Source organism: Pseudomonas sp. F01002, from assembly GCF_004402115.1.
Classification (GTDB): Bacteria; Pseudomonadota; Gammaproteobacteria; order Pseudomonadales; family Pseudomonadaceae; genus Aquipseudomonas; species Aquipseudomonas frigoris.
Map to the genome: position 1 here is coordinate 95,996 of NZ_SOPU01000011.1, position 20,317 is coordinate 116,312.

20 protein-coding genes, 1 tRNA gene and 1 pseudogene are annotated in these 20,317 nt (G+C 58.6%); 9 read left to right on the top strand and 13 right to left on the bottom strand.

All coding sequences use genetic code 11. From position 1 onward, the window contains the following. Positions 1–5: 5 nt before the first annotated feature. Positions 6–473, top strand: a complete 468-nt coding sequence (recX, locus tag E3W21_RS05960; protein ID WP_046046277.1) for a recombination regulator RecX — start codon at positions 6–8, stop codon at positions 471–473. 39 nt (positions 474–512) lie between these two features. Here recX and E3W21_RS05965 read toward each other — a convergent pair whose 3' ends face one another. Beyond that, complete coding sequence (locus E3W21_RS05965) at positions 513–1,631, bottom strand: TIGR00730 family Rossman fold protein (protein ID WP_056739214.1); 1,119 nt, start codon at positions 1,629–1,631, stop codon at positions 513–515. A 367-nt stretch (positions 1,632–1,998) separates the two neighbouring features. On the opposite strand from E3W21_RS05965, the gene E3W21_RS05970 reads away from it, so the two are divergent. Next, positions 1,999–2,193, top strand: coding sequence for a hypothetical protein (locus E3W21_RS05970; protein WP_123365876.1), 195 nt, complete (start codon positions 1,999–2,001; stop codon positions 2,191–2,193). On the opposite strand, the gene E3W21_RS05975 is transcribed toward E3W21_RS05970, so the two are convergent. After that, positions 2,194–2,619, bottom strand: a complete 426-nt coding sequence (locus tag E3W21_RS05975) for a PA3611 family quorum-sensing-regulated virulence factor (protein ID WP_008153984.1) — start codon at positions 2,617–2,619, stop codon at positions 2,194–2,196. A 189-nt stretch (positions 2,620–2,808) separates the two neighbouring features. Between E3W21_RS05975 and E3W21_RS05980 the strand changes: the two genes are divergently transcribed. From E3W21_RS05980 to E3W21_RS05990, 3 genes are all read left to right on the top strand, one after another. Then, positions 2,809–3,543: a tRNA-uridine aminocarboxypropyltransferase gene (locus tag E3W21_RS05980; protein WP_129441701.1), complete on the top strand. Its 735-nt coding sequence runs from the start codon at positions 2,809–2,811 to the stop codon at positions 3,541–3,543. Positions 3,544–3,777: 234 nt separating this feature from the next. Beyond that, positions 3,778–4,425, top strand: a complete 648-nt coding sequence (erdR, locus tag E3W21_RS05985) for a response regulator transcription factor ErdR (protein ID WP_033053926.1) — start codon at positions 3,778–3,780, stop codon at positions 4,423–4,425. Between the two features lie 80 nt (positions 4,426–4,505). After that, positions 4,506–4,868, top strand: coding sequence for a diacylglycerol kinase (locus E3W21_RS05990; RefSeq protein ID WP_129441703.1), 363 nt, complete (start codon positions 4,506–4,508; stop codon positions 4,866–4,868). Here the strand turns inward: E3W21_RS05990 and E3W21_RS05995 are convergent. Next, positions 4,865–5,791, bottom strand: coding sequence for a LysR family transcriptional regulator (locus E3W21_RS05995; RefSeq protein ID WP_008153977.1), 927 nt, complete (start codon positions 5,789–5,791; stop codon positions 4,865–4,867). The two genes, E3W21_RS05990 and E3W21_RS05995, sit on opposite strands and share 4 nt — an antisense overlap. A 150-nt stretch (positions 5,792–5,941) precedes the next feature. Here E3W21_RS05995 and fpr point away from each other — a divergent pair, with 150 nt between their 5' ends. Then, the gene (gene fpr, locus E3W21_RS06000) at positions 5,942–6,721 is read left to right on the top strand and encodes a ferredoxin-NADP reductase (protein WP_003443014.1); all 780 of its coding nucleotides are present in this window, start codon (positions 5,942–5,944) and stop codon (positions 6,719–6,721) included. A gap of 169 nt (positions 6,722–6,890) precedes the next feature. Here the strand turns inward: fpr and tsaA are convergent, their stop codons facing one another. From tsaA to rimO, 6 genes and pseudogenes are all read right to left on the bottom strand, one after another. Next, complete coding sequence (gene tsaA / locus E3W21_RS06005; protein WP_129445120.1) at positions 6,891–7,592, bottom strand: tRNA (N6-threonylcarbamoyladenosine(37)-N6)-methyltransferase TrmO; 702 nt, start codon at positions 7,590–7,592, stop codon at positions 6,891–6,893. A 158-nt stretch (positions 7,593–7,750) separates the two neighbouring features. Further along, positions 7,751–8,521 (bottom strand): annotated as a pseudogene (locus E3W21_RS06010) (SDR family oxidoreductase). Between the two features lie 216 nt (positions 8,522–8,737). After that, positions 8,738–9,208: a DUF1456 family protein gene (locus E3W21_RS06015; RefSeq protein WP_008153972.1), complete on the bottom strand. Its 471-nt coding sequence runs from the start codon at positions 9,206–9,208 to the stop codon at positions 8,738–8,740. 75 nt (positions 9,209–9,283) lie between these two features. Continuing rightward, positions 9,284–9,994, bottom strand: coding sequence for an rRNA pseudouridine synthase (locus E3W21_RS06020; RefSeq protein WP_008153970.1), 711 nt, complete (start codon positions 9,992–9,994; stop codon positions 9,284–9,286). Positions 9,995–10,184: 190 nt separating this feature from the next. Beyond that, on the bottom strand, positions 10,185–10,658 hold the full coding sequence (locus tag E3W21_RS06025) for a GNAT family N-acetyltransferase (protein ID WP_129441707.1): 474 nt from the start codon (positions 10,656–10,658) through the stop codon (positions 10,185–10,187). Between the two features lie 113 nt (positions 10,659–10,771). Continuing rightward, positions 10,772–12,109 carry a 30S ribosomal protein S12 methylthiotransferase RimO gene (gene rimO, locus E3W21_RS06030; protein ID WP_134418779.1) on the bottom strand — a complete coding sequence of 446 codons (1,338 nt, stop codon included), beginning with the start codon at positions 12,107–12,109 and terminating at the stop codon, positions 10,772–10,774. A 289-nt stretch (positions 12,110–12,398) separates the two neighbouring features. Between rimO and E3W21_RS06035 the strand changes: the two genes are divergently transcribed. After that, on the top strand, positions 12,399–14,300 hold the full coding sequence (locus tag E3W21_RS06035) for a potassium transporter Kup (protein ID WP_129441709.1): 1,902 nt from the start codon (positions 12,399–12,401) through the stop codon (positions 14,298–14,300). Positions 14,301–14,533: 233 nt separating this feature from the next. On the opposite strand, the gene E3W21_RS06045 is transcribed toward E3W21_RS06035, so the two are convergent. Further along, positions 14,534–14,848, bottom strand: coding sequence for a DUF3077 domain-containing protein (locus E3W21_RS06045; protein ID WP_134418781.1), 315 nt, complete (start codon positions 14,846–14,848; stop codon positions 14,534–14,536). A gap of 528 nt (positions 14,849–15,376) precedes the next feature. Between E3W21_RS06045 and E3W21_RS06050 the strand changes: the two genes are divergently transcribed. Together E3W21_RS06050 and E3W21_RS06055 are read left to right on the top strand one after the other, a co-directional pair. Then, positions 15,377–15,667 carry a type II toxin-antitoxin system Phd/YefM family antitoxin gene (locus E3W21_RS06050; RefSeq protein ID WP_134418782.1) on the top strand — a complete coding sequence of 97 codons (291 nt, stop codon included), beginning with the start codon at positions 15,377–15,379 and terminating at the stop codon, positions 15,665–15,667. An 11-nt stretch (positions 15,668–15,678) separates the two neighbouring features. Next, positions 15,679–15,966: a type II toxin-antitoxin system RelE/ParE family toxin gene (locus E3W21_RS06055; protein ID WP_134418783.1), complete on the top strand. Its 288-nt coding sequence runs from the start codon at positions 15,679–15,681 to the stop codon at positions 15,964–15,966. Between the two features lie 54 nt (positions 15,967–16,020). Here E3W21_RS06055 and E3W21_RS06060 read toward each other — a convergent pair whose 3' ends face one another. The 3 genes from E3W21_RS06060 to E3W21_RS06070 form a co-directional block, all read right to left on the bottom strand. Next, positions 16,021–17,316: a virulence factor family protein gene (locus tag E3W21_RS06060; RefSeq protein WP_129441715.1), complete on the bottom strand. Its 1,296-nt coding sequence runs from the start codon at positions 17,314–17,316 to the stop codon at positions 16,021–16,023. Further along, positions 17,316–19,958 (bottom strand): bifunctional lysylphosphatidylglycerol flippase/synthetase MprF, encoded by a 2,643-nt coding sequence (gene mprF, locus E3W21_RS06065; protein ID WP_134418784.1) that lies wholly within the window; start codon positions 19,956–19,958, stop codon positions 17,316–17,318. The genes E3W21_RS06060 and mprF overlap by 1 nt, the downstream gene beginning before the upstream one ends. A 278-nt stretch (positions 19,959–20,236) precedes the next feature. Continuing rightward, positions 20,237–20,313: transfer RNA gene (locus E3W21_RS06070), tRNA-Met, on the bottom strand. Positions 20,314–20,317 lie beyond the last annotated feature (4 nt).

Consider the following 20,317-nt stretch of genomic DNA (forward strand, 5'->3'; position numbering starts at 1 on the left):
ATCCGATGACCGCCGTACTCGATACACTCGTCGCGGTGCGGCGAACCGCAATGGACCTGCTCGCGCGACGCGAGCACGGTCGAGTCGAGTTGACGCGTAAACTGCGTCAACGCGGCGCCCTCCCTGAAATGATCGACACGGCACTCGACCGTTTGACGGAAGAAGGCCTGCTGTCCGAATCCCGTTATCTCGAAAGCTTTGTTTCCTACCGGTCCCGTTCCGGTTATGGCCCTTTGCGTATTCGTGAAGAGTTGAGCCAGCGCGGCCTGCAACGTACCGACATCGAACTTGCTTTGCGCGAGAGCGGTATCAACTGGCAGGAACAACTGGAAGACACCTGGCGGCGAAAGTTTTCCGGGCATTTACCGATAGACGCCCGGGAACGTGCCAAACAGGGCAGGTTCCTGAGTTATCGGGGATATTCCATGGAAATGATCAGCCGCTTGTTCAGCGGCCGAGGGATGGACGATTGACTGACGGCTCGCTATTTCGATAGCGGGCCGTTTTTTTATCTACGTAACCTTGGACGGTTCCCGCGAGCGCTGTTGCGCCTGGGGTTGGGATTGCGCCCAGTTTTCCGGCAGGTTGATGTAGTCCACCAATTCCCGCAGGCGTCCATGATCACGGGCGTTGAAGGTGAAGGCGAGTCGTGCAAGGTGGCTGAACTGCGGTTCGTCGTGTTCCTCTCCGCTGTAGGCATGTTGATGGAAATGATCGCTCAGACACAGGTCGGCAAATGCCTCCTGCATGTGTTCGAGCGCCTGGTCGCTGAGCTTGTGATTCATGCGAATCACGAATTGATGCTTGAGCCAGCGGCTGGAGTGGAAGTTGCTGTAGAACTGATTGATCTGCTCCACAGCCTCTTCCGCGCTGTAGACCAGACTGACGAGTTTCATATCGGTCGGCAGGATGTAGCGATTCTCCTCCAGTTGATGGTGGATGAAATCCAACGCGCCTTGCCAGAACTTACCGCCGGGAGCGTCCAGCAATATCACGGGCACCAGCGGGCTTTTGCCAGTCTGGATCAGTGTCAGCACTTCCAGCGCTTCATCCAGGGTACCGAAACCGCCAGGGCACAAGACCAGCGCATCAGCTTCCTTGACGAAGAACAGCTTGCGGGTGAAGAAGAAGTGGAAGGGCAGCAGGTTGGTGGTGCCATTCACGGTGGGATTGGCATGTTGCTCGAAGGGTAGTGTGATGTTGAATCCCAGGCTGTGTGCCAGGCCAGCACCTTCGTGGGCCGCCGCCATGATGCCGCCACCGGCACCGGTGATGACCATCAGGTCTGAGCGCGCCAGCGCGGCACCAAGTTCTCGGGCCAGACCATACAGCGGATGTTCTATCGGTGTTCGGGCCGAGCCAAAAACGGTGACCTTGCGGCGCCCCCTGAATTGCTCCAGAACACGGAAAGCGTGCTCCAGTTCACGCAGGGCTTGAAGGGTGATCTTGGCATTCCAGCGGTTGTGATCTTCCTGGGCCATGCGCAGCACGGTCAGGATCATGTCGCGGTAGATCGGGATGTTCGGGCTGTTGGGTGAAACCAGGTTGAGTTGCTCTTCGACCTTGCTGATGAGGTCGTGGCCGCTTTCTTCAAAATGACGGCTCAGGAGGTCATTCGGTTGGTAAGGCATCAACTTCTCCTTCCATACAGGCTCTGTTTTTCCCTTGGATGAAGGAAACATTCGCACTACAAGACGTGCAATGGGCAGCCCTTTCCTGCCCTGAAAATTGAACGTGAACACTATGAATCTAGACCCTCGCGGAGATTTCCGCTGATTTGATCATTGCGCCGCAAAGTCTTTCCTGGCAACCGCTTATTGGCGATTTGCAAGGTGCTTTCACCGCTCGTCTGAACGCAAGGCGAGTGTCTGACAGTCTGATTTACTAAATTACAGGCATGGCACGACAACTTTGTTGCGTCAAAGGCAGGACGCACGGTACAAGCGGTTCAAGGATTTTTCGCTCAAGCAAGGGCGAGGTGCAGGGAGGCGGGAAGCTATGACCAGAGTCATTCTGGAGATCGATACGCAACTGTATCGATTGCTGAAATCATCAGCCGAGACCAATCATTTGAGTCTCGAAGAAGAGTGCTGCCGGCGTCTGGAGGGGGCCGACCGACGTTCACGTTATTTGCAGGCGTTGTTGGCAGAACTGCGCGCCGAGGATGAACAGCGGCGCGCCACTTCCCGATGATTACTTCTTCTTGGCCGGAGCCGCTTTCGGGCAGTCCGATTCCTGATAGCTGGCCGAGCCGACTGAGCGGTTGGTCTTCACCTCAGTGAAGTCGTAACGCATGACCGCGCCCTTGGCCATCAGTTTGCGGAACGATGGGTTGTTGCATACAGAGGCGCCAAGCTGGAAATACACGGCTTTCGGGTCGGCACGCATCTTGTTGGCGTGGCTGCTTTGTACGCTTAGATGGTTGATCAGCGTGTTGCCTTCGACGGTGTAGCCCTGATCAAGAATGTCTTCGTTGATCGCCCGTGGAGTACCAACACTGCTTTGTGTGGCGACGTTTCGCAGCTCTCTGTTGAGATTCTGCTCACTCAAGGACGCAGCCTGAGCGCTGAAGGACGACGCCAGCAAAATGGCAGCGGTGGGAACGATAAGGCGCAGCATGAAACTCTCCTGGTTCAGTGACTGGTGGTTCGACCCGTCACATGACTGTGCGTTCAGTGGCGGCGAATTATAGGGGACGAGGCCTGGGCGGTACAGGCTTGCGCCGGCTGCTCTGATAAACTGCCGCTACTTTCTGCCCTGCCGAGTGTTTTTCGTGTCGATTTTCTTCCCCTGCCGGCGTTGCCTGCGATGAACCCTGCAACCCCACGCTTTGCTGCCAACGCAGTCGCCCGCTTGCGCGATGAGCGAGAGGAAGAGGGCATCAAGCCGATTCAGGCCCGAGGCTGGAGGGCACCGCGTTGCCGAGCCTGCCGCGTGATCGAGAGTCACTGTCTGTGCGCCTGGCGCCCGCAAGTCGAGGCCCGCTCTGGCGTGTGCCTGATCATGACCAACAAGGAAGTGTTCAAGCCGAGCAACACCGGTTGGCTGATCGCCGATGTGGTGCGCGACAACCATGCATTCATCTGGTCGCGTACGGAGGTTGATGAGCAATTGCTGGCGCTGCTGGCCGACCCGCAATGGCAACCTTATCTGGTGTTTCCGGGTGAGTACGTCGAACCCGAACGTGTCACAAACAGCGTCGATGCCGATAATTCGAAGCGTCCGCTGTTCATTCTCCTGGATGCCACCTGGACAGAAGCCCGGAAGATTTTCCGCAAAAGCCCCTACTTTGATCGGCTTCCGATCCTGAGCCTGTTGCCCGAGAAGTTGTCGCGGTACCGGTTGCGCCGATCGACCCGCAGCGAGCATTTATGCACAGCCGAAGTGGCGGCGTTGTGTCTCGATCTGGCGGGTGATACCGAGGCCGCGTCGGCACTGGACGCTTATTTCGACGTGTTCAGCCAACATTACCTCGATGCCAAACATCAGCTTGAAATGAATGTTTCAACACCGGCACACGCCGAGCTGATGCCTTTTGTGTAAATCGGCGCCCCTGTCACGCGCTGATTGTCGCCCATACTGCAAAAAACTGTACTGGCCATGCACCTTGACCACCCCGGCTTCGCTGGGCATGCTTGGCGCCGATTAGGGCGCGGCCAAAGTTTGATACGCCGTATTCTTTACGTGGATAGCCACGTGATTGGCGTTGAACGTGCCCTGTTGGTACAGCTCCGTGGCTGTACTTCGAGTTGTTTGAAAAACAGGATCATTTGAAAAATGGCCACATACGAAATCCTGATTGCCGATGACCACCCTCTTTTTCGTAGCGCCCTGCATCAAGCGTTGACCCTGGGTCTGGGCCCGGAAGTCCGTCTGGTGGAAGTGGCAAGCATTGCCGAGCTGGAAACCCGTCTGGACGAGAAGTCCGACTGGGATCTGGTGCTGCTGGACCTGAACATGCCGGGGGCCTACGGTTTTTCAGGGCTGGTGCTGCTGCGCGGTCAGTATCCGCAGATTCCGGTGGTCATGGTGTCGGCCCAGGAAGAAGCCTCGATCATGGTCAAGTCCCGTGAGTTCGGCGCCAGTGGCTTCATCCCCAAGTCCAGTGATCTGAGCGTCATCCAGAAAGCCGTACGCGCGGTGCTCGATGGTGATGTGTTCTGGCCGCCCCAGGCGTTCGAGGCGGTCAGCGTTTCCGCCGAAGCCAAGGCCGCGAGCGAAGGCCTTGCGAGCCTGACGCCTCAGCAGTTTCGTGTCCTGACCATGGTCTGTGAAGGCTTGTTGAATAAGCAAATTGCCTACGAGCTGAGCGTTTCCGAAGCGACGATCAAGGCCCATGTGACGGCGATTTTTCGCAAGCTGAATGTGCGGACCCGGACCCAGGCGGCGTTGCTTTTGCAACAACTTGAGTCAATTTCGAACTAATAAGGCGCGGCGCGTTCACGCTTTTTTGACTGTGCTTAATCTAGCCTTCCCACTTCATTTTTTGGTCAGTTGCCTACTTTATGTCACCTTTCAAAGGCCAAACCGGCCTAAAACGCATCCTCAACGCCTCCGGCTATTCGCTGGACGGTCTGCGTGCAGCCTTCACCGGCGAAGCGGCCTTTCGGCAACTGGTGTGGCTCAACGTGATATTGATTCCGCTGTCGTTCTTCCTGAACGTCAGTCGTGTCGAGCAGGCGTTGTTGATTGCAGTCTGCCTGTTGGCGTTGATTGTCGAATTGCTCAATTCGGCAGTGGAGGCGGCCATCGACCGCATTTCCCTTGAGTTGCACCCGTTGTCCAAGAACGCCAAGGACATGGGCAGCGCCGCTCAGTTTGTAGCCTTGAGCATGATCGCGCTGGTCTGGGCGGTCATCCTGCTTTAAGCGATGGTGGGCAGAACGATCTCGTCGCTGCGCTGAACCCCGGCGGTGAAAGCGCGGCACAGGTCGAGGAATTCACGCATCGCCGACGTCTGATATTTCTGTTTGTGCCAGATGAAATAGAACTGCCGCGCCAGATCCAGATCCGGCGTCTCCACGGGCACCAGGCTGCCGCGGCGGAATGCATCGCGCAGTGCCAGGCGAGAAATGCAGCCAATCCCCAATCCGGACTCCACCGCACGCTTGATCGCTTCGGTGTGTTCCAGTTCCAGTCGGATATTCAGCGAGCTGCGATGGTGACGCATGGCCTGGTCAAAGGTCAGACGCGTGCCAGAGCCCTGTTCACGCAGAATCCAGGCCTCGTGGGTCAGCTCTTCCATGGTCGCCGTGCCGCGCTTGGCCAGTGGATGCTGGGGCGCGCAGAACACCACCAATTCATCCTCGACCCAGCTCTGCACTTCTATGTCTGGATGACTACAGTCGCCTTCGATTAGACCCAGATCAATTTCATAGTGGGCGACCTGCTGCACAATGTTGGCAGTGTTCTGCACGTGCAGCTTCACCTGGCTTTCCGGATGGCGCTGCATGAAGCTGCCGATCAGCAAGGTGGCCAGGTAATTACCGATGGTCAGTGTCGCGCCGACCGCCAGAGAGCCGAATCCCGACTTGCCATTGAGCAAGTCTTCGATTTCTTTGGACTGGTCGAGCAGCGCCACCGCTTGCGGCAGCAGCTGTTTGCCGAGGGCGTTGAGGCTCAGCCGTTTGCCGGCGCGGTCGAACAGCTGACAGCTGGACTGACGCTCTAGCTCGGTGATCGAGGTGCTCGCCGCCGATTGCGAGAGGTTGAGCAGACCCGCAGCACGGGATACGCTTTCCTGCTGGGCGACGGCGACGAATACTTGAAGTTGACGGAGAGTAAATCGCATATCTATATAACCGATAACCCTTATCTTAATAATCCAGTTAACAGATATTGTGGCTGCCATTAGAATGCGATGCAATTGCGCACAGCAGCTCATTTTTTGCAGAGCAGGCGCAGAGCATGCGCAGACAAAATCTCCAGGAGTCCCACGTACATGAGCAACATGAACCACGAGCGTGTCCTCAGTGTTCACCACTGGAACGACACTCTGTTCAGCTTCAAGTGCACCCGCGATCCGGGCCTGCGCTTCGAGAACGGTCAGTTCGTGATGATCGGCCTGCAACAGCCCAACGGCCGGCCGCTCATGCGCGCTTACTCGATTGCCAGCCCGAACTGGGAAGAGCATCTTGAGTTCTTCAGCATTAAGGTGCCTGATGGCCCGCTGACTTCCCAACTGCAGCATCTGAAGGAAGGCGACGAAATCATCATCAGCAAAAAGCCTACCGGCACGCTGGTGCTGGATGACTTGAAGCCAGGCAAACATTTGTACCTGCTCAGCACCGGTACCGGTCTGGCGCCGTTCATGAGCGTCATCCAGGACCCGGAAACCTACGAGCGTTTCGAAAAAGTGATCCTGTGCCACGGCGTGCGTTACGTCAACGAAGTCGCTTACCGCGAGTTCATCACCGAGCACTTGCCGCAGAACGAGTTCTTCGGCGAGGCCTTGCGTGACAAGTTGATCTACTACCCGACTGTGACCCGTGAGCCGTTCGAGAACGAAGGTCGCCTGACCGACCTGATGCGCAGCGGCAAGCTGTTCAGCGACATCGGTCTGCCACCGATCAACCCGCAAGACGACCGCGCCATGCTGTGCGGCAGCCCGAGCATGCTCGACGAGACCAGCGAAGTGTTGAACAGCTTCGGCCTGAAAGTGTCGCCGCGGATGCGCGAGCCGGGTGATTACCTGATCGAGCGAGCGTTCGTCGAGAAGTAAGCACACCGCATCACTGAAAAGCCCCCATTGCCTGTGCAGGCAATGGGGGCTTTTTTATGCCCAATGCAAACCTTGTAGGAGCTGTCGAGTGAAACGAGGCTGCGATCTTTTGATCTTGTTTTTTAAAAGCAACATCAAAAGATCGCAGCCTCGTTTCACTCGACAGCTCCTACAGGTTGGAGGCGGGAATGACTTCAAGGACGCGAATTACACCCGCCTCGGGATAATGCCAGCGTACGTCCAGGTCCCAGAACTGCGCGCCGTATTCCCGTTCGGGTGTAGGAATCTGATACGCCGGACGTGGGTCTTGTGCCAGGCATTGCTCGATCAGCGCCACCAGCGGTTCTTCAAGGCGCTGAGCATGGCTGTGAGCCTGTTGCAGCGCTGAGTCCGTCCACTGCACGGGAATCAGCTGCGGCGCAGCGCTGGCGATGCTGTTGGAGGCCGTATCGATGATGTCGGCGTAAGGCACGTAGGGTTTGATGTCGAGAATCGGTGTGCCGTCCAGCAGGTCGATGCCGGATATCCACAGGCGATTGGCTTCAACCTTGTCCAGTTTGACCACTGACTGGCCGATGCCATTGGGGCGATGCGTCGCGCGGGTGGCGAACACGCCCATGGATTTGTTACCGCCGAGGCGAGGAGGGCGGACTTTCAGCCGTGGCTTTTCTTCCAGTGCCTGATGAAACAGGAACAGCAGCCACACGTGGCTGACCTGTTCCAGACCTTGCACCGCATCGCCCTGATCGAACGGCGCCACCAGTTCCAGTACGCCGCGAGCGGCCGGGGCCAGTTGTGGCTGGCGCGGGATGGCGAACTTCTCCTTGAAGCAGGAGCGCACAAAGCCGATGGGGGAGACGCTGTAGGTCATGGTCTGGGGTCGAGGCGGGGTGAGGGCGGGCATGATAACCCGAGCGACCGTCGGACCGGTGGTGCCTGTCTATCCGTCATCGCGAGCAAGCTCGCTCCCACAGGGAAACGCGGTCAAATGTGGGAGCGAGCTTGCTCGCGATGGCCGCACCGCCGACTTTAGAGACTGAACCCGCCATCCAAAGGGATGATATTGCCGGTCATGTAGGCGCCGGCCGTACTCGCCAGACTGATCGCCAGCGCCGCCATCTCTTCCTCCCGGCCCCAGCGTTTCATTGGAATCAACGCCGTGTCGTCGGCCAACGCCTGCTCATCATTGCCAATGTGCTGAGTCATCTTGCTCGGAAAACGCCCCGGTGCGATGACGTTGACATTGATGTGCTGGCTCACCAGCTCCCGCGCCAGAATCCGCGACAGTTAATGCAGGGCCGCCTTACTCGGTCCATAGGCATATGCCTGCTCGCCAAAAGATGAAATTCCCGCCACTGAACCGATATTGATAATTCGCGCCGGATTCGCTGCCGAACCGGCCTTGCGCAGCAGCGGCAAAAACTGCTGAATGCAGTTGAACACCGAGGCCACGTTCAGCTGCATGACCTTTTCCCAGCCCTTGACCGGGTAGCTCTCCAGCGGCGCACCCCACGTAGTGCCGGCGTTGTTCACCAGAATATCCAGATGAGTGATCAGCTCGCCCAGTCGCGTAGCCAGCTCAAGTACGCCTTCTTCGGTGGCCAGGTTGGCCGTCACTCCGTGGCAACGACCGAATGCGCTCAATTCATCGGCCGTTTGCTGACAGGCTTCGGCATCCCGGGCGCAGACGTATACGGTGGCGCCAGCCTCGACAAAAGCCTTGGCGATCATTTTGCCGATACCGCGGGTGCCGCCGGTCACCAGAGCGGTGCGGCCTTGCAGGGAAAAATACGGGTGCATGGCGAATCCTGAGAGCTGAGGGTCAATACACCCTAGTCGTCAGCCGCGGGAAGCGGAGCCACTATTTTTGCGAGGAATGAGGGTCTATACGGTCTTGTAGGTGCTGTCGAGTGCAACGAGGCTGCGATCTTTTGATCTTGTTTTTTAAAATCAAAGTCAAAAGATCGCAGCCTCGTTGCTCTCGACAGCTCCTACACAGTAGATCCGTCTCGCACGTTATTGCGGGCGAACGCGCAGGGTCAGGCCCTTGAGGAAGTTGCGCAGCAACTGGTCGCCGCACGGACGGTAGTTGGTGTGGCCGAACTTGCGGAACAGCGCGCTCAGCTCAGGCTTGGACACCGGGAACTCGGAGGCCTTGAGGATGGCGTGCATGTCGTCTTCTTTCAGTTCGAAAGCCACACGCAGTTTCTTCAGGATGATGTTGTTGGTCACCGGCACTTCGATCGGCTGTGGCGGACGGCTTTCGTCCTTGCCGCGCTTGAAGATCACCAGGCCATCGAGGAAATGCGCAATGACTTCATCCGGGCAGCGTACGAAGCCTTCCTCGTCTTCCTCTTTCTTGTCGAGGTACGTCACCAGGTCTTCCAGGGCCACGTCCATGCCGCCGAGCTTGATGATCTCGATGACTTTCTTGTCGCTGATGTCGAGCATGTAGCGCACGCTGCGCAGTACGTCGTTATGAATCATGGTGTGCAGTCCTGATATTCAGCAGTGGGCGCCGCATAAACAGCGGCGCCAAAATGTATGGCGGCGTGAAAAGTCTTAGAACTTCTCTTTGCCGGACAGGTAGCGCCATTGCCCCAACGGCACTTTGCCGATGGACACGCCGCCAATGCGGATGCGGCGGATGGCGACGACCTTCAGGCCTACGGCCTGGCAGAACAGGGCGATGACGCCCGGTTGTGGGTTCTTCATCGCAAAACGCAGGCGGTTTTCGTTCTGCCAGCTGGCTTTGACCGGCGGCAGTTCCTTGCCCTTGTAGGTCAGGCCGTGGTTCAGGCGGTTGAGGCCGTGAGCCACCATGTCACCTTCAACTTCGACCACATACTCTTGCTCGATCTTGGCGGAGTCGGCAGTGAGTTTGCGCAGGATCTTCCAGTCCTGGGTGAACACCAAAAGACCGCTGGCGTTGGCCTGCAGGTCGGTGCTGGCGGTCAGCCGCAGGAAGTGGCCCTTGAGCGGACGTTTGCTGAAGCGGTGTTCTTCGCTCAAGGTCTCGGCGCTGATCGTTGCCATGGCCGTTTCCGCATCCATGCCCACGGGCACGTTCAGCAGGATGGTCACCGGTTCCGGCGCCGTGGCCTTGGCTTCTGGATCAAGCTCGACTTTCTGGTTCTCGACCTTGAACTGCGGCTCGTCGATGACTTCACCGTCCACGGTGACCCAGCCGCCCTCGATGAACAGCTCAGCCTCCCGACGGGAACAGCCGACGAGTTCGATGAGGCGTTTGGAGAGACGAATCGGGTCAGTCATGACAGGGCCGTAACAAAAAAGGGGTGGGCATTGTACCTGCGTGGCGCCGGTTAATCCCGGCTCCATTTGCCGCATTTGCTTTTAATGTGGGAGCGGGCTTGCTCGCGAATGCGGTAGATCAGTCAATTTATCTGTTGAATGGCACACTGCATTCGCGAGCAAGCCCGCTCCCACATTGTTCGATGTTGTGTCAGCCATTGCGTGTCAATTGTTGTGCCCGACGCAAACGCATATGCAGCAGCGGATAAGGCTGGCCCATGCCATCGACTTCCGAGCGACCGATCACCTCAAAGCCTTGCTTGAAGTAGAACCCCAGCGCCTGCGGGTTCTGTTCGTTGACGTCCAGTTCATCGGCATTCAGGTGTTCCATCGCATAGCGTAGCAACTGCTTGCCCAGGCCCTGACCACGGTGAGCAGGGTCGATGAAAAGCATTTCGATCTTGCCCGCTGCGATCCCGGCGAACCCGGTGATGCGCTGGCGCGGGTCTTTGGTGCAGATCAGCATCACCGCATCGAGGTAGCGCGTCAGCACCAGGTTCTTCAGCAGTTCAATGTAGCTGTCCGGCAGAAAGTCATGGGTGGCGCGCACCGAGGCTTCCCAGACCTGAGTGAGTTCTTCGTAGTCGCTCTGTTTCGGCGTGTGGATGACCGAATGTTGGCGCATGGCCGGCTGCCCCTTTTGCAGTTGATGATGCGAATCCTTTCTCCTACAAAACGATAGACGTAAAAAAGCCCCGCATCTCGTCAAGAGAGCAGGGCTTTTCGTATTTTTTGCGTTTAGATCTGTTCAGCCCACAGGTCGTATTCGTCGGCGTCGGTCACTTTGCACCAGACTTTATCGCCTGGTTTGAGGTTGCTGCCGTTGTCGATGAACACATTGCCGTCGATTTCCGGGGCATCGAAGAAGCAGCGGCCGACTGCACCTTGCTCGTCGACTTCGTCGACCAATACTTCGATTTCACGGCCGACGCGCATTTGCAGACGAGCCGAACTGATCGCTTGCTGGTGCGCCATGAAGCGATCCCAGCGGTCTTGCTTGACGTCGTCCGGCACGATGGCCGCGTCCAGCAGGTTGGCCGGTGCGCCTTCGACCGGCGAATACTGGAAGCAGCCGACGCGATCGAGTTGCGCTTCGGTCAGCCAGTTCAGCAGGTACTGGAAGTCTTCTTCGGTTTCGCCAGGGAAGCCGACGATGAAGGTCGAACGGATGATCAGGTCCGGGCAGATTTCGCGCCAGTTCTTGATGCGCGCCAGGGTCTTGTCTTCGAAGGCCGGGCGTTTCATCGCTTTCAGGACTTTCGGGCTGGCGTGCTGGAAGGGGATGTCCAGGTACGGCAGGATTTTCCCGGCGGCCATCAGCGGAATCAGCTCGTCGACGTGCGGGTACGGGTAAACATAGTGCAGACGAACCCAGACGCCGAGGGTGCTCAGGGCTTCACAGAGTTCGGTCATGCGGGTTTTCACCGGCGCGCCGTTCCAGAAACCGGTGCGGTACTTCACGTCAACACCGTAAGCGCTGGTGTCTTGCGAGATCACCAACAGCTCTTTGACGCCGGCCTTGACCAGGCGCTGGGCTTCGTCCAATACATCACCGACTGGACGGCTGACCAGTTTGCCGCGCATCGACGGGATGATGCAGAAGCTGCAGCTGTGGTTGCAGCCTTCGGAAATTTTCAGGTAGGCGTAGTGGCGCGGGGTCAGCTTGATGCCTTGCGGCGGCACCAGGTCGATCAGCGGGTTGTGATCCTGACGCGGTGGCACGGCGTCGTGCACGGCGTTGACCACTTGCTCGTATTGCTGCGGGCCGGTCACGGCCAGCACACTTGGGTGCACCTTGCGAATGTTGCCTTCTTCGACGCCCATGCAGCCGGTCACGATGACCTTGCCGTTTTCCTTGATGGCTTCGCCGATCACTTCCAAAGATTCAGCCTTGGCCGAGTCGATGAAGCCGCAGGTATTGACCACCACGACGTCAGCGTCCTGATAAGTGGACACAACGTCATAGCCTTCCATGCGCAGCTGGGTAAGGATGCGCTCGGAGTCGACCAGTGCTTTGGGGCAACCCAGGGATACGAAGCCAACCTTTGGATTGGCCGGCGCAGAAGTGGTGGACATGTCTAACCTCGGTATTTGTGACGCCTCCAGCCGAAGACGGCAAGGCGACAGACGGGCGCTTTGCTGCGCCTCTGATCAAAAAGTGCGCAATTCTAGCGATGAGAGGCGCACTTGACCAGCTTTATGCAGGGAAATACGACGAGTGCTGCGCTATGCTTCGCGCCGTTACGCTTTACCGATTTTTTACAGCCAACAAAACGTCTGTAACCTTAAGTAAAACAGCGCATGCTGCACGGCAAAGCATAGTGCTTCTTATAAGAAGTCCGGGTCTGAGTAGTAGGAGTTTTGGATGGGGCAGGCAAGTAGTCAGACGGCGGGCTCTGAGCATTCGGCGGCAAAGCCGATCGGCATGCTGGTCGCGGCGGTCGGGGTGGTTTATGGCGATATCGGCACGAGCCCGCTATACACCCTCAAAGAAGTGTTTTCCAGTGCCTATGGCGTGCCCGTCAATCATGACGGCGTGCTGGGGATTCTGGCGCTGATCTTCTGGTCGCTGATCTGGGTCGTGTCGATCAAGTACATGATGTTCGTACTGCGCGCCGACAACCAGGGCGAAGGCGGGATCATGGCCTTGACCGCTTTGGCTCGACGGGCCGCAGCGGGGCATCCGAAGTTGCGTAGTTTGCTGGTGGTCTGCGGGCTGATCGGCGCGGCGTTGTTCTACGGCGACAGCATGATCACCCCGGCGATTTCCGTGCTCTCGGCGATTGAAGGCCTGGGGCTGGCATTCGACGGCATCGACCATTGGGTGGTGCCGCTGTCGTTGGTCGTGCTGGTGGCGCTGTTCCTGATTCAGAGTCACGGTACCGCGCGGATCGGCATTCTGTTCGGGCCGATCATGGTCACCTGGTTTGTGGTGCTGGGGGCGCTGGGTGTCTATGGCATTCTGCAGCACCCGGAAGTGTTGCACGCGATGAACCCTATGTGGGGCGTGCGCTTCTTCATGGACCACCCGGGCATGGGCGTGACGATCCTCGGCGCGGTGGTGCTGGCGTTGACCGGTGCCGAAGCGCTGTACGCCGACATGGGCCACTTCGGTCGCAAGCCGATCGCCCGTGCATGGTTCATCCTTGTGCTGCCGGCACTGGTGCTGAACTACTTCGGCCAGGGGGCGCTGCTGCTCGGTGATCCGGAAGCCGCGCGCAACCCGTTCTATCTGTTAGCACCGAGCTGGGCGCTGATTCCATTGGTGGGATTGTCGACCATGGCCACGGTGATTGCCTCCCAAGCGGTGATTTCCGGTGCGTTCTCCCTGACCCGTCAGGCGATCCAGCTCGGCTACATTCCGCGCATGCACATTCGACACACCTCCAGCGCCGAACAAGGCCAGATCTACATTGGCGCGGTGAACTGGGCGCTGATGGTCGGCGTGATTCTTCTGGTGTTGGGTTTCGAATCCTCCGGCGCGCTGGCCTCGGCCTATGGCGTGGCGGTGACTGGCACCATGCTGATGACCAGCATTCTGGTATCGGCGGTGATATTGCTGCTGTGGAAATGGCCTCCGGTCCTCGCGGTTCCGCTGTTGCTTGGTTTCCTGTTTGTGGACGGTCTGTACTTCGCTGCCAACGTGCCGAAAATCATTCAGGGCGGGGCGTTCCCGGTGATCGCCGGTATCGTGCTATTTGTGCTGATGACCACCTGGAAACGCGGCAAGCAACTGCTGGTCGATCGTCTCGACGAGGGTGGCTTGCCGCTGCCGATCTTCATCAGCAGCATCGCCGTGCAACCACCGCATCGCGTTCAGGGCACTGCCGTGTTCCTGACCGCTCGCCCGGATGCCGTGCCTCATGCCCTGTTGCACAACCTGCTGCATAACCAGGTGCTGCACGAGCAAGTGGTGCTGCTGACGGTGGTGTACGAAGACATCCCGCGTGTGCCTGCATCCCGGCGTTTTGAGGTGGATGCCTACGGCGAAGGTTTCTTCCGGGTGATCCTGCACTTTGGCTTCGTCGACGAGCCGGACGTGCCGCAAGCGCTGAAGCTGTGTCATCTCGATGACCTGGACTTCAGCCCGATGCGCACCACCTACTTCCTTAGCCGCGAGACGGTTATCGCCTCCAAACTCGAAGGCATGGCGCGCTGGCGCGAGGGGCTGTTCGCCTTCATGTTGCAGAACGCCAACGGTAATCTGCGCTTCTTCAATTTGCCGTTGAACCGGGTGATTGAGCTGGGGACGCAGGTAGAGATGTAAGCCACAACAAAAAGCCCCCGTGCCATTGAGGTAGCGGGGGCTTTTTTGTGGGCGGCGCATTTCCCTGAAGGCAATGAAGATCCCTTGTGGGAGCGAGCTTGCTCGCGATGGCGATCTGTCAGTCGACATCGATTGTGATTGCTAGTCCGTCATCGCGAGCAAGCTCGCTCCCACAGGGGATGTGCGGTGTTTGCACGTATTCCGTCTCTGCTCCTTTACTTGCTTTCGGGCAGCTATTTTTTAGATTCGGCTTTTGTCCGGGCAGGTGGCGCTAGCGGCGTCAGTACCTTCACCACATCATCAATCACGGCCTTACTCATTGCCGTCAGGTAATGCGCGGCCCAGGCGTGTCGGTCGGTGTCGCGGGCGTAGGCAGCATCTTTAGTCAGCTCCTTGGCAAGGAACAGAAAATCAGAGGCCATGGCTAGCGCATCGCCGAGGGGTACGTCTCGACTGACACGGAACAGTGCCTGGTTCGAGCAGTAGATGAAGGGGGTGAGGCCGATGGTTTTCAGATCTGTGGGTGTGGACGGATTTGTTTTGCTCATTGTTTCGCTCCTTAAAACGAGGAGCTGCCGCATTCGTTACCACACGAATGGGTGGCAGCTGTACGCAGGGTGGTAAACCGGAGGAGCAAAGGAGCCGGCAGACCCGAAGGTCTCCCACGCACAGCCGCCATAACACAGGATTACAGACGTAAAAACGCACGAAATCGTGATGGGAGCGGTGTTGCACTTTGCCTAACCGGGTTACCACACCCGATCGCTGAATGGTCAGCGACGTCCGGAGAGTATCCCGTCGAAGAAAAGCGCAACAAGGCATCAAAGTGCCCAAACGCGAGATTCGGAGTTTGCCTACAAGGTCTGCGGGCGTCATCCGATATTGCGACACCTTAAGTAAACGAAGTTAAACATGGCGAGAGGATTTAGAAATTGTTCGGTTCGCTTTTTTTGTAGGCGTGAAACACGCAGGTTGATCAGTTCGCGTTTTTTGCAGCTTGCCGTATGTCGAATTCGACGCAATACTCTGCGTAGAACTGTGTGTTCAAATTTGCATGATTGTGTAGAGAGGTGAGTATGACGGCATTACTGGAACGTGCTGACCAAGCGATATCGGTGACTGCAATGGTCAGGGGGTTCAGCGCAAGGCTCAAAGAGATTTCCAGCCGAGCCACCGAGCGGCTGGTCATTTTCAAGGACAATCAGCCCGCAGCGGTCATTATCAATGTCGATGCGTATCAGGAAATGCTCGATGAACTTGAAGATCTGAGGGTTGAAGCGGCCGCTCGGGAGCGACTGATCGGTTTTGATCAGAGCAAGGCAGTCAGCCACGACGATTTGCGGGCGCGGTACGCCAGGAAAGACTAAAGGAGCTGTGGATGGTTTGGGGCGTTATCTATCATCCGGAGGTTCAGAAGGATCTGGATCTGTTGGGAGCTGTGGCAGCGAACCGCATTCTTGATGTCATCGAAGAGCGGATTATCAATGGTGAGCCGGACAAGAGCGGCAAACCCCTAAGAGCCAGTCTTGCAGGCTGTAGACGGATCCGAATAGGCGACACGCGAATTGTTTATCGAGTCGATGGCAAGGCGATTCAGGTATTGATCGTTGCCGTTGGTGCTCGACGTGACGAAGAGGTCTACGGCGCGGCAGAGCGTCGTCTCTAACCAAAAAGCCCCCGCTACCGTAAGGTAACGAGGGCTTTTTCAGCAGGACTCAGATCACTCCTGAGCCGCCGTCTCCTTCGCTTGACGCTTCTCGATCACATCAACCAACCGCTGAGCCAGCGCCGGATAGTTCTCGTCGAAGTGGTGACCACCCGGCAGTTTCATCGCCTCGCCAACCGCGGTCTTGTCGGTACAGCCGCTCTCGTCGACTTCCTCTTCGCCGTAGATGCATACCACTTTCTCCGGCGGCAGTTTGGCCATTTCCGGGCCGGTGGCGGCTTCTTTGCCGGCGTTGCCGAGCCAACCCTCGACTTCGATTTCGAAGCTGCCGGTGCGGGCGAAGGCCAGCAGGATGATTGCGTCGACACGCTGCTGTTCCGATGCCTCCAGGCGGTTGTAGATCGCTGGCAGGACGTCGGCGCCGAACGAGTAACCGGTCAGGATGAAGCGCTTGGAGCCCCATTTCTGCCGGTAGTGCTGCATCAGCTCGGCGAGGTCCAGGGCGCTTTGCTCGGGGCTCTTGTGCTGCCAGTAGTAGCGCAGGGTGTCGATGCCGACCACCGGGTAGCCGATCTTCGCCATCTCGCCCGCTACGTCGCGGTCCAGGTCGCGCCAGCCGCCGTCACCGGACAGGAACAGGGTCACGGTGTCCTTGGCTTGGCCGGCGGGCACTTCGACCACCGGGATCTGCAAGCCGCCAGCGGCTTTATCGCCGCCAACGAGGATCTTGCGCAGTTCGTTGTTCAGCACTTGCGGCAGGTTGATGTCGTAGTCACTGATGCTGGTTTCGGCATTGGGTTGGTCGCGTACGAAGCCGGCGCTGGTGTCGTCCGGGTTGTCGTTCCAGGCCACCAGCCAGTGCCCGTGAGCGGCGCTTTTCGGTAGCAGGTGAGTGCAACCGGGTCTTTCCAGGGCCAGGTCCACCGAAACGGCCTGGGCCTTGTCACTCTTCTGCTCGGACAACCAGCGCCATGCCAGCACGGCGCCAGGGCCGATGCCGCTGACCAGGGTTGCCGGGCCTTTGAGTTCTCTCAGGGCCGATTGCAGGGCGCGACTTTGCAGCAGGCAGTCTTTGGGCAGGATCACCTGAACAATCTGCGCCGAGCCGGCGCGGCTCAGGGTCATCAACTGTTTGTTGCTGAGCTTCTGCTCTTCATTTACCGCCACCAGCACCTGCGCGCGTGGCGTGTTGCCGGGGATGACGCGGGTCATCGCGGCGCCATCGGCCGGCGTCAGCTGTTCGAGGGTCGGTTCGGGTGCCGGGCGTTTCAGGTACCAGTAACCGCCACCGAGAATCAGGGCCAGCACTACCAGTGTGGCCAGTACGTACCGCAAGGAGCGTTGAATCATCAGCGTTTCACCAATCCAGTCAAGCCACCCGCAATCAGGGCAGCAGTGTCGGCCAGGGCAACCAGCGGATCGAGTCCGGCGGGCACGGCCATATAACGGGGTTCCCAGTCAGGCTGGAATTTGTCTTTGAAACGGCGCAAGCCTTGAAAGTTGTAGAGCTGCTCACCACGGCGGAAAACCATCGAGCCCAGACGCTGGGTCAGGGGTGCACCACGACGGGGTTGCAACCCCGACAGCGGCACCATGCCCAGGCTGAAGCGCGCGTATCCATGATTTTTATAATGTTGAATCAGGCCGACCATCATGAACTCCATGGTCAGCTTGGGGGCATCCGGGTGCGCGCGCATCAGGTCGAGGCTGGCCAGTTCATGGCCGTAAGTCTCGAGCAGGTTGGCGAATGCCACCGGGCGCCCTTCGAAACGAATCACCGCGACGCGGAAATGTTTGAGGTAATCATCGCTGAAACGGCCGAGCGAGAAGCCTTTCTCGCGCACGTTCTTGCCGGTCAGCCAGGCATCGGAAATTACCTTGAGCTCATCCATCGGTGCTTGCCCTGGATCAAAGATCTCCAGCGACAGGCCATCGCGAGTGCCGCGGTTCCAGGTGTAGCGCAGGTCTTTCATCTCTTTGCCTTTGGCCTCGAGATCAAAGCGAAGCAGATCGACCCGGGCTTCTTCGCCGAGCTTGATCGCGGTCAGGCCGATGTCCATGTAGTACGGCAGGTTCTCGGCGCGCACTTGATAGAACACAGGACGGGCGTGGTGGATGTCGCAGAGGTCGCGGAACTGCCAGATCATTTCCGCCCGTTGCTGGGTCGGACCGATCGGGTCATACAAGGCCACCAGGCTGCGACCACGGCGTGCGTACATCAGGAACGCCTGGTCGTTGGGGTGAAACAACAGCGCCTTGTCACCGGTCAGGGCGAGGCCGCCATCCGGTTGTGCGGAGGCCATGAGGATCTTTACCGCGCGACCCAGTTCATCGGGTGTTGGCAAATGAATAATCGGGCGCGCGGTGCGCAGCAGCCAGGTCAGGGACACCACCACCAGCAGCACGGCGGCGCCGAGCAGCGAGCGCAAGCCACGCGGGGCATCGGCGTCGAGGGTGAACTGCCACCAGAGCTGATGGCTATACGGGACGTCCTGATAGGCGAACAGCAGCAGCCAGATCGACGCACCGAGTACGCACAGGCTGGCCACCAGATACAGCGGCGAGAACGGCACCTCGGTCAGACGGCTCGGGCGATAGAACGAGCTGCGGAAAACCCCCAGCAGGCTCGCAGTCAGGGTCAGTAGGCAGGCTTCTTCCCAGTCGAAACCCTTGAGCAGAGAGAGCAAAGCGCCGACCAGCAACAGAATGGTGGTCAGCATCCACGCGGCGGACAGCCGACGGCGCAAGCCTTGAGCGAGCAGCAGGCAGAGGACGCCGGCCAGGCTGGCGCCGAAGTGCGAGGCGTCGACCAGTCGGTGCGGAATCAGAAAACCGATGTGTTCCAGGCGGGTGTCGATTTCCGGGGTCACACCGGAGAACAGCAAAACGACACCGGACAGAAACACCAGTACCGCGAGGATCGGTGCGGCCAGACCAGAGGCTGCGCGCAGTGTCTGACGTGTCTGAAACAGGCGCTGGCCTTCATTGATCAACAAGAACACACAGGCCACCAGCAAGGGCAGCACGACATAGATCAGGCGATAGAGCAGAAGCGCGGCGGCCAGTGGTGCGGCGCCGAGTGTGTCGGCGAAGGCGGCCAGCAGGATGGCTTCAAATACGCCGACACCGCCGGGCACATGGCTGAGTACGCCTGCGGCCAGGGCCAGCAGGTACACCAGCAGGAACGCACCGAAGGGCGGTGCTTCCGGCAGCAACAGATAAAGCACGGTCGCGGCGGCGGCCACGTCCAGGGCGGTGATGATCAATTGCAGGAAGGTCAGGCGGCGGCCGGGGAGACGCAAGGTGCGGCGTCCGACCTTGACCAGCAGGTTGTCCGGGGAAGGCTGGTCCGGAAGGCGACGGCGGTAGATGCCGATGGCCAATACGCTGAAGAGCAGCAAGACGGCCGCGGCAACGATGCCCAGCAAACCTTCGGACAGTCCCAGGGCAGCCGAGGCGGCCGGCAGGTTGCTGAGGGTCGCGAGGGCGGCCAGTGGGGGCAGGGCGCAGCCGAGCGAAAGGCTGGCGAACAGCGTCATATGGGCGACGTCCGAAGCCCCCAAACCATGACGTGCATATAAACGGTAGCGGACCGAGCCCCCCGAGAGCATCGACAGGCCGATGGCATTGCCAATGGCAAAGGCGGTGAAGCCGCCCAGCGCCAGGATTCGCGGTGCCAGTGTCACACCTGCGTAGCGGCTGGCGGACCATTCGTACCCGAGCAGAATGATGAAGCCGATCACGGTCGCCGCCAGTGCGCCCAGCAGTGCCGGTTTCGGAACTTCGAGAATCGAGTCATGCAAAGCGTACAGGTCGAGTTCGCTCAGCAGATGACGACAGGCAATCAGCGCGATAGCGAACAACAGCAAAGTGACCGCCAGGCCGATAGGCTGACGATATTTGCTGACCAGATCCAGCAAGCGCAGACGCTCGGCCTTGATCGGTTGTGTCGCTGTGACGGTGTCTTGTGGATCAGACGAGTTGGCGCGCATCAATCACCTCTTGGATTGTGCGCGACAGGATGGGGGTATCCAGCCAAGTTACCAATCCCTGTAGAAAAAAATAATCACAAATATTAACGCCTCTCACCGGCTATCGGCGATGGTACGTCATCAGTCGTAGAGGGTTCTGTCTGTGGCTCAGCAAAGTCTGGGCTCAGAGCATCGGTGATCCTGAACGGCTCGCTACACAGTGGCAGATCATTGTTGCGAAAGGAATTTTTCAACAGATACAAAAAAGGCCACTCTTTCGAGTAGCCTTTTTTGATGTTTGGTTGCGGGAGCCGGATTTGAACCGACGACCTTCGGGTTATGAGCCCGACGAGCTACCAGACTGCTCCATCCCGCGTCTG

What these genes read in the sequence shown, in the direction of transcription:
- recX (WP_046046277.1), top strand. Translation starts at nt 6, where the DNA reads ATGACCGCCGTACTCGATACACTCGTCGCGGTGCGGCGAACCGCAATG.
- E3W21_RS05965 (WP_056739214.1), bottom strand. Translation starts at nt 1,631, where the DNA reads ATGCCTTACCAACCGAATGACCTCCTGAGCCGTCATTTTGAAGAAAGC.
- E3W21_RS05970 (WP_123365876.1), top strand. Translation starts at nt 1,999, where the DNA reads ATGACCAGAGTCATTCTGGAGATCGATACGCAACTGTATCGATTGCTG.
- E3W21_RS05975 (WP_008153984.1), bottom strand. Translation starts at nt 2,619, where the DNA reads ATGCTGCGCCTTATCGTTCCCACCGCTGCCATTTTGCTGGCGTCGTCC.
- E3W21_RS05980 (WP_129441701.1), top strand. Translation starts at nt 2,809, where the DNA reads ATGAACCCTGCAACCCCACGCTTTGCTGCCAACGCAGTCGCCCGCTTG.
- erdR (WP_033053926.1), top strand. Translation starts at nt 3,778, where the DNA reads ATGGCCACATACGAAATCCTGATTGCCGATGACCACCCTCTTTTTCGT.
- E3W21_RS05990 (WP_129441703.1), top strand. Translation starts at nt 4,506, where the DNA reads ATGTCACCTTTCAAAGGCCAAACCGGCCTAAAACGCATCCTCAACGCC.
- E3W21_RS05995 (WP_008153977.1), bottom strand. Translation starts at nt 5,791, where the DNA reads ATGCGATTTACTCTCCGTCAACTTCAAGTATTCGTCGCCGTCGCCCAG.
- fpr (WP_003443014.1), top strand. Translation starts at nt 5,942, where the DNA reads ATGAGCAACATGAACCACGAGCGTGTCCTCAGTGTTCACCACTGGAAC.
- tsaA (WP_129445120.1), bottom strand. Translation starts at nt 7,592, where the DNA reads ATGACCTACAGCGTCTCCCCCATCGGCTTTGTGCGCTCCTGCTTCAAG.
- E3W21_RS06015 (WP_008153972.1), bottom strand. Translation starts at nt 9,208, where the DNA reads ATGATTCATAACGACGTACTGCGCAGCGTGCGCTACATGCTCGACATC.
- E3W21_RS06020 (WP_008153970.1), bottom strand. Translation starts at nt 9,994, where the DNA reads ATGACTGACCCGATTCGTCTCTCCAAACGCCTCATCGAACTCGTCGGC.
- E3W21_RS06025 (WP_129441707.1), bottom strand. Translation starts at nt 10,658, where the DNA reads ATGCGCCAACATTCGGTCATCCACACGCCGAAACAGAGCGACTACGAA.
- rimO (WP_134418779.1), bottom strand. Translation starts at nt 12,109, where the DNA reads ATGTCCACCACTTCTGCGCCGGCCAATCCAAAGGTTGGCTTCGTATCC.
- E3W21_RS06035 (WP_129441709.1), top strand. Translation starts at nt 12,399, where the DNA reads ATGGGGCAGGCAAGTAGTCAGACGGCGGGCTCTGAGCATTCGGCGGCA.
- E3W21_RS06045 (WP_134418781.1), bottom strand. Translation starts at nt 14,848, where the DNA reads ATGAGCAAAACAAATCCGTCCACACCCACAGATCTGAAAACCATCGGC.
- E3W21_RS06050 (WP_134418782.1), top strand. Translation starts at nt 15,377, where the DNA reads ATGACGGCATTACTGGAACGTGCTGACCAAGCGATATCGGTGACTGCA.
- E3W21_RS06055 (WP_134418783.1), top strand. Translation starts at nt 15,679, where the DNA reads ATGGTTTGGGGCGTTATCTATCATCCGGAGGTTCAGAAGGATCTGGAT.
- E3W21_RS06060 (WP_129441715.1), bottom strand. Translation starts at nt 17,316, where the DNA reads ATGATTCAACGCTCCTTGCGGTACGTACTGGCCACACTGGTAGTGCTG.
- mprF (WP_134418784.1), bottom strand. Translation starts at nt 19,958, where the DNA reads ATGCGCGCCAACTCGTCTGATCCACAAGACACCGTCACAGCGACACAA.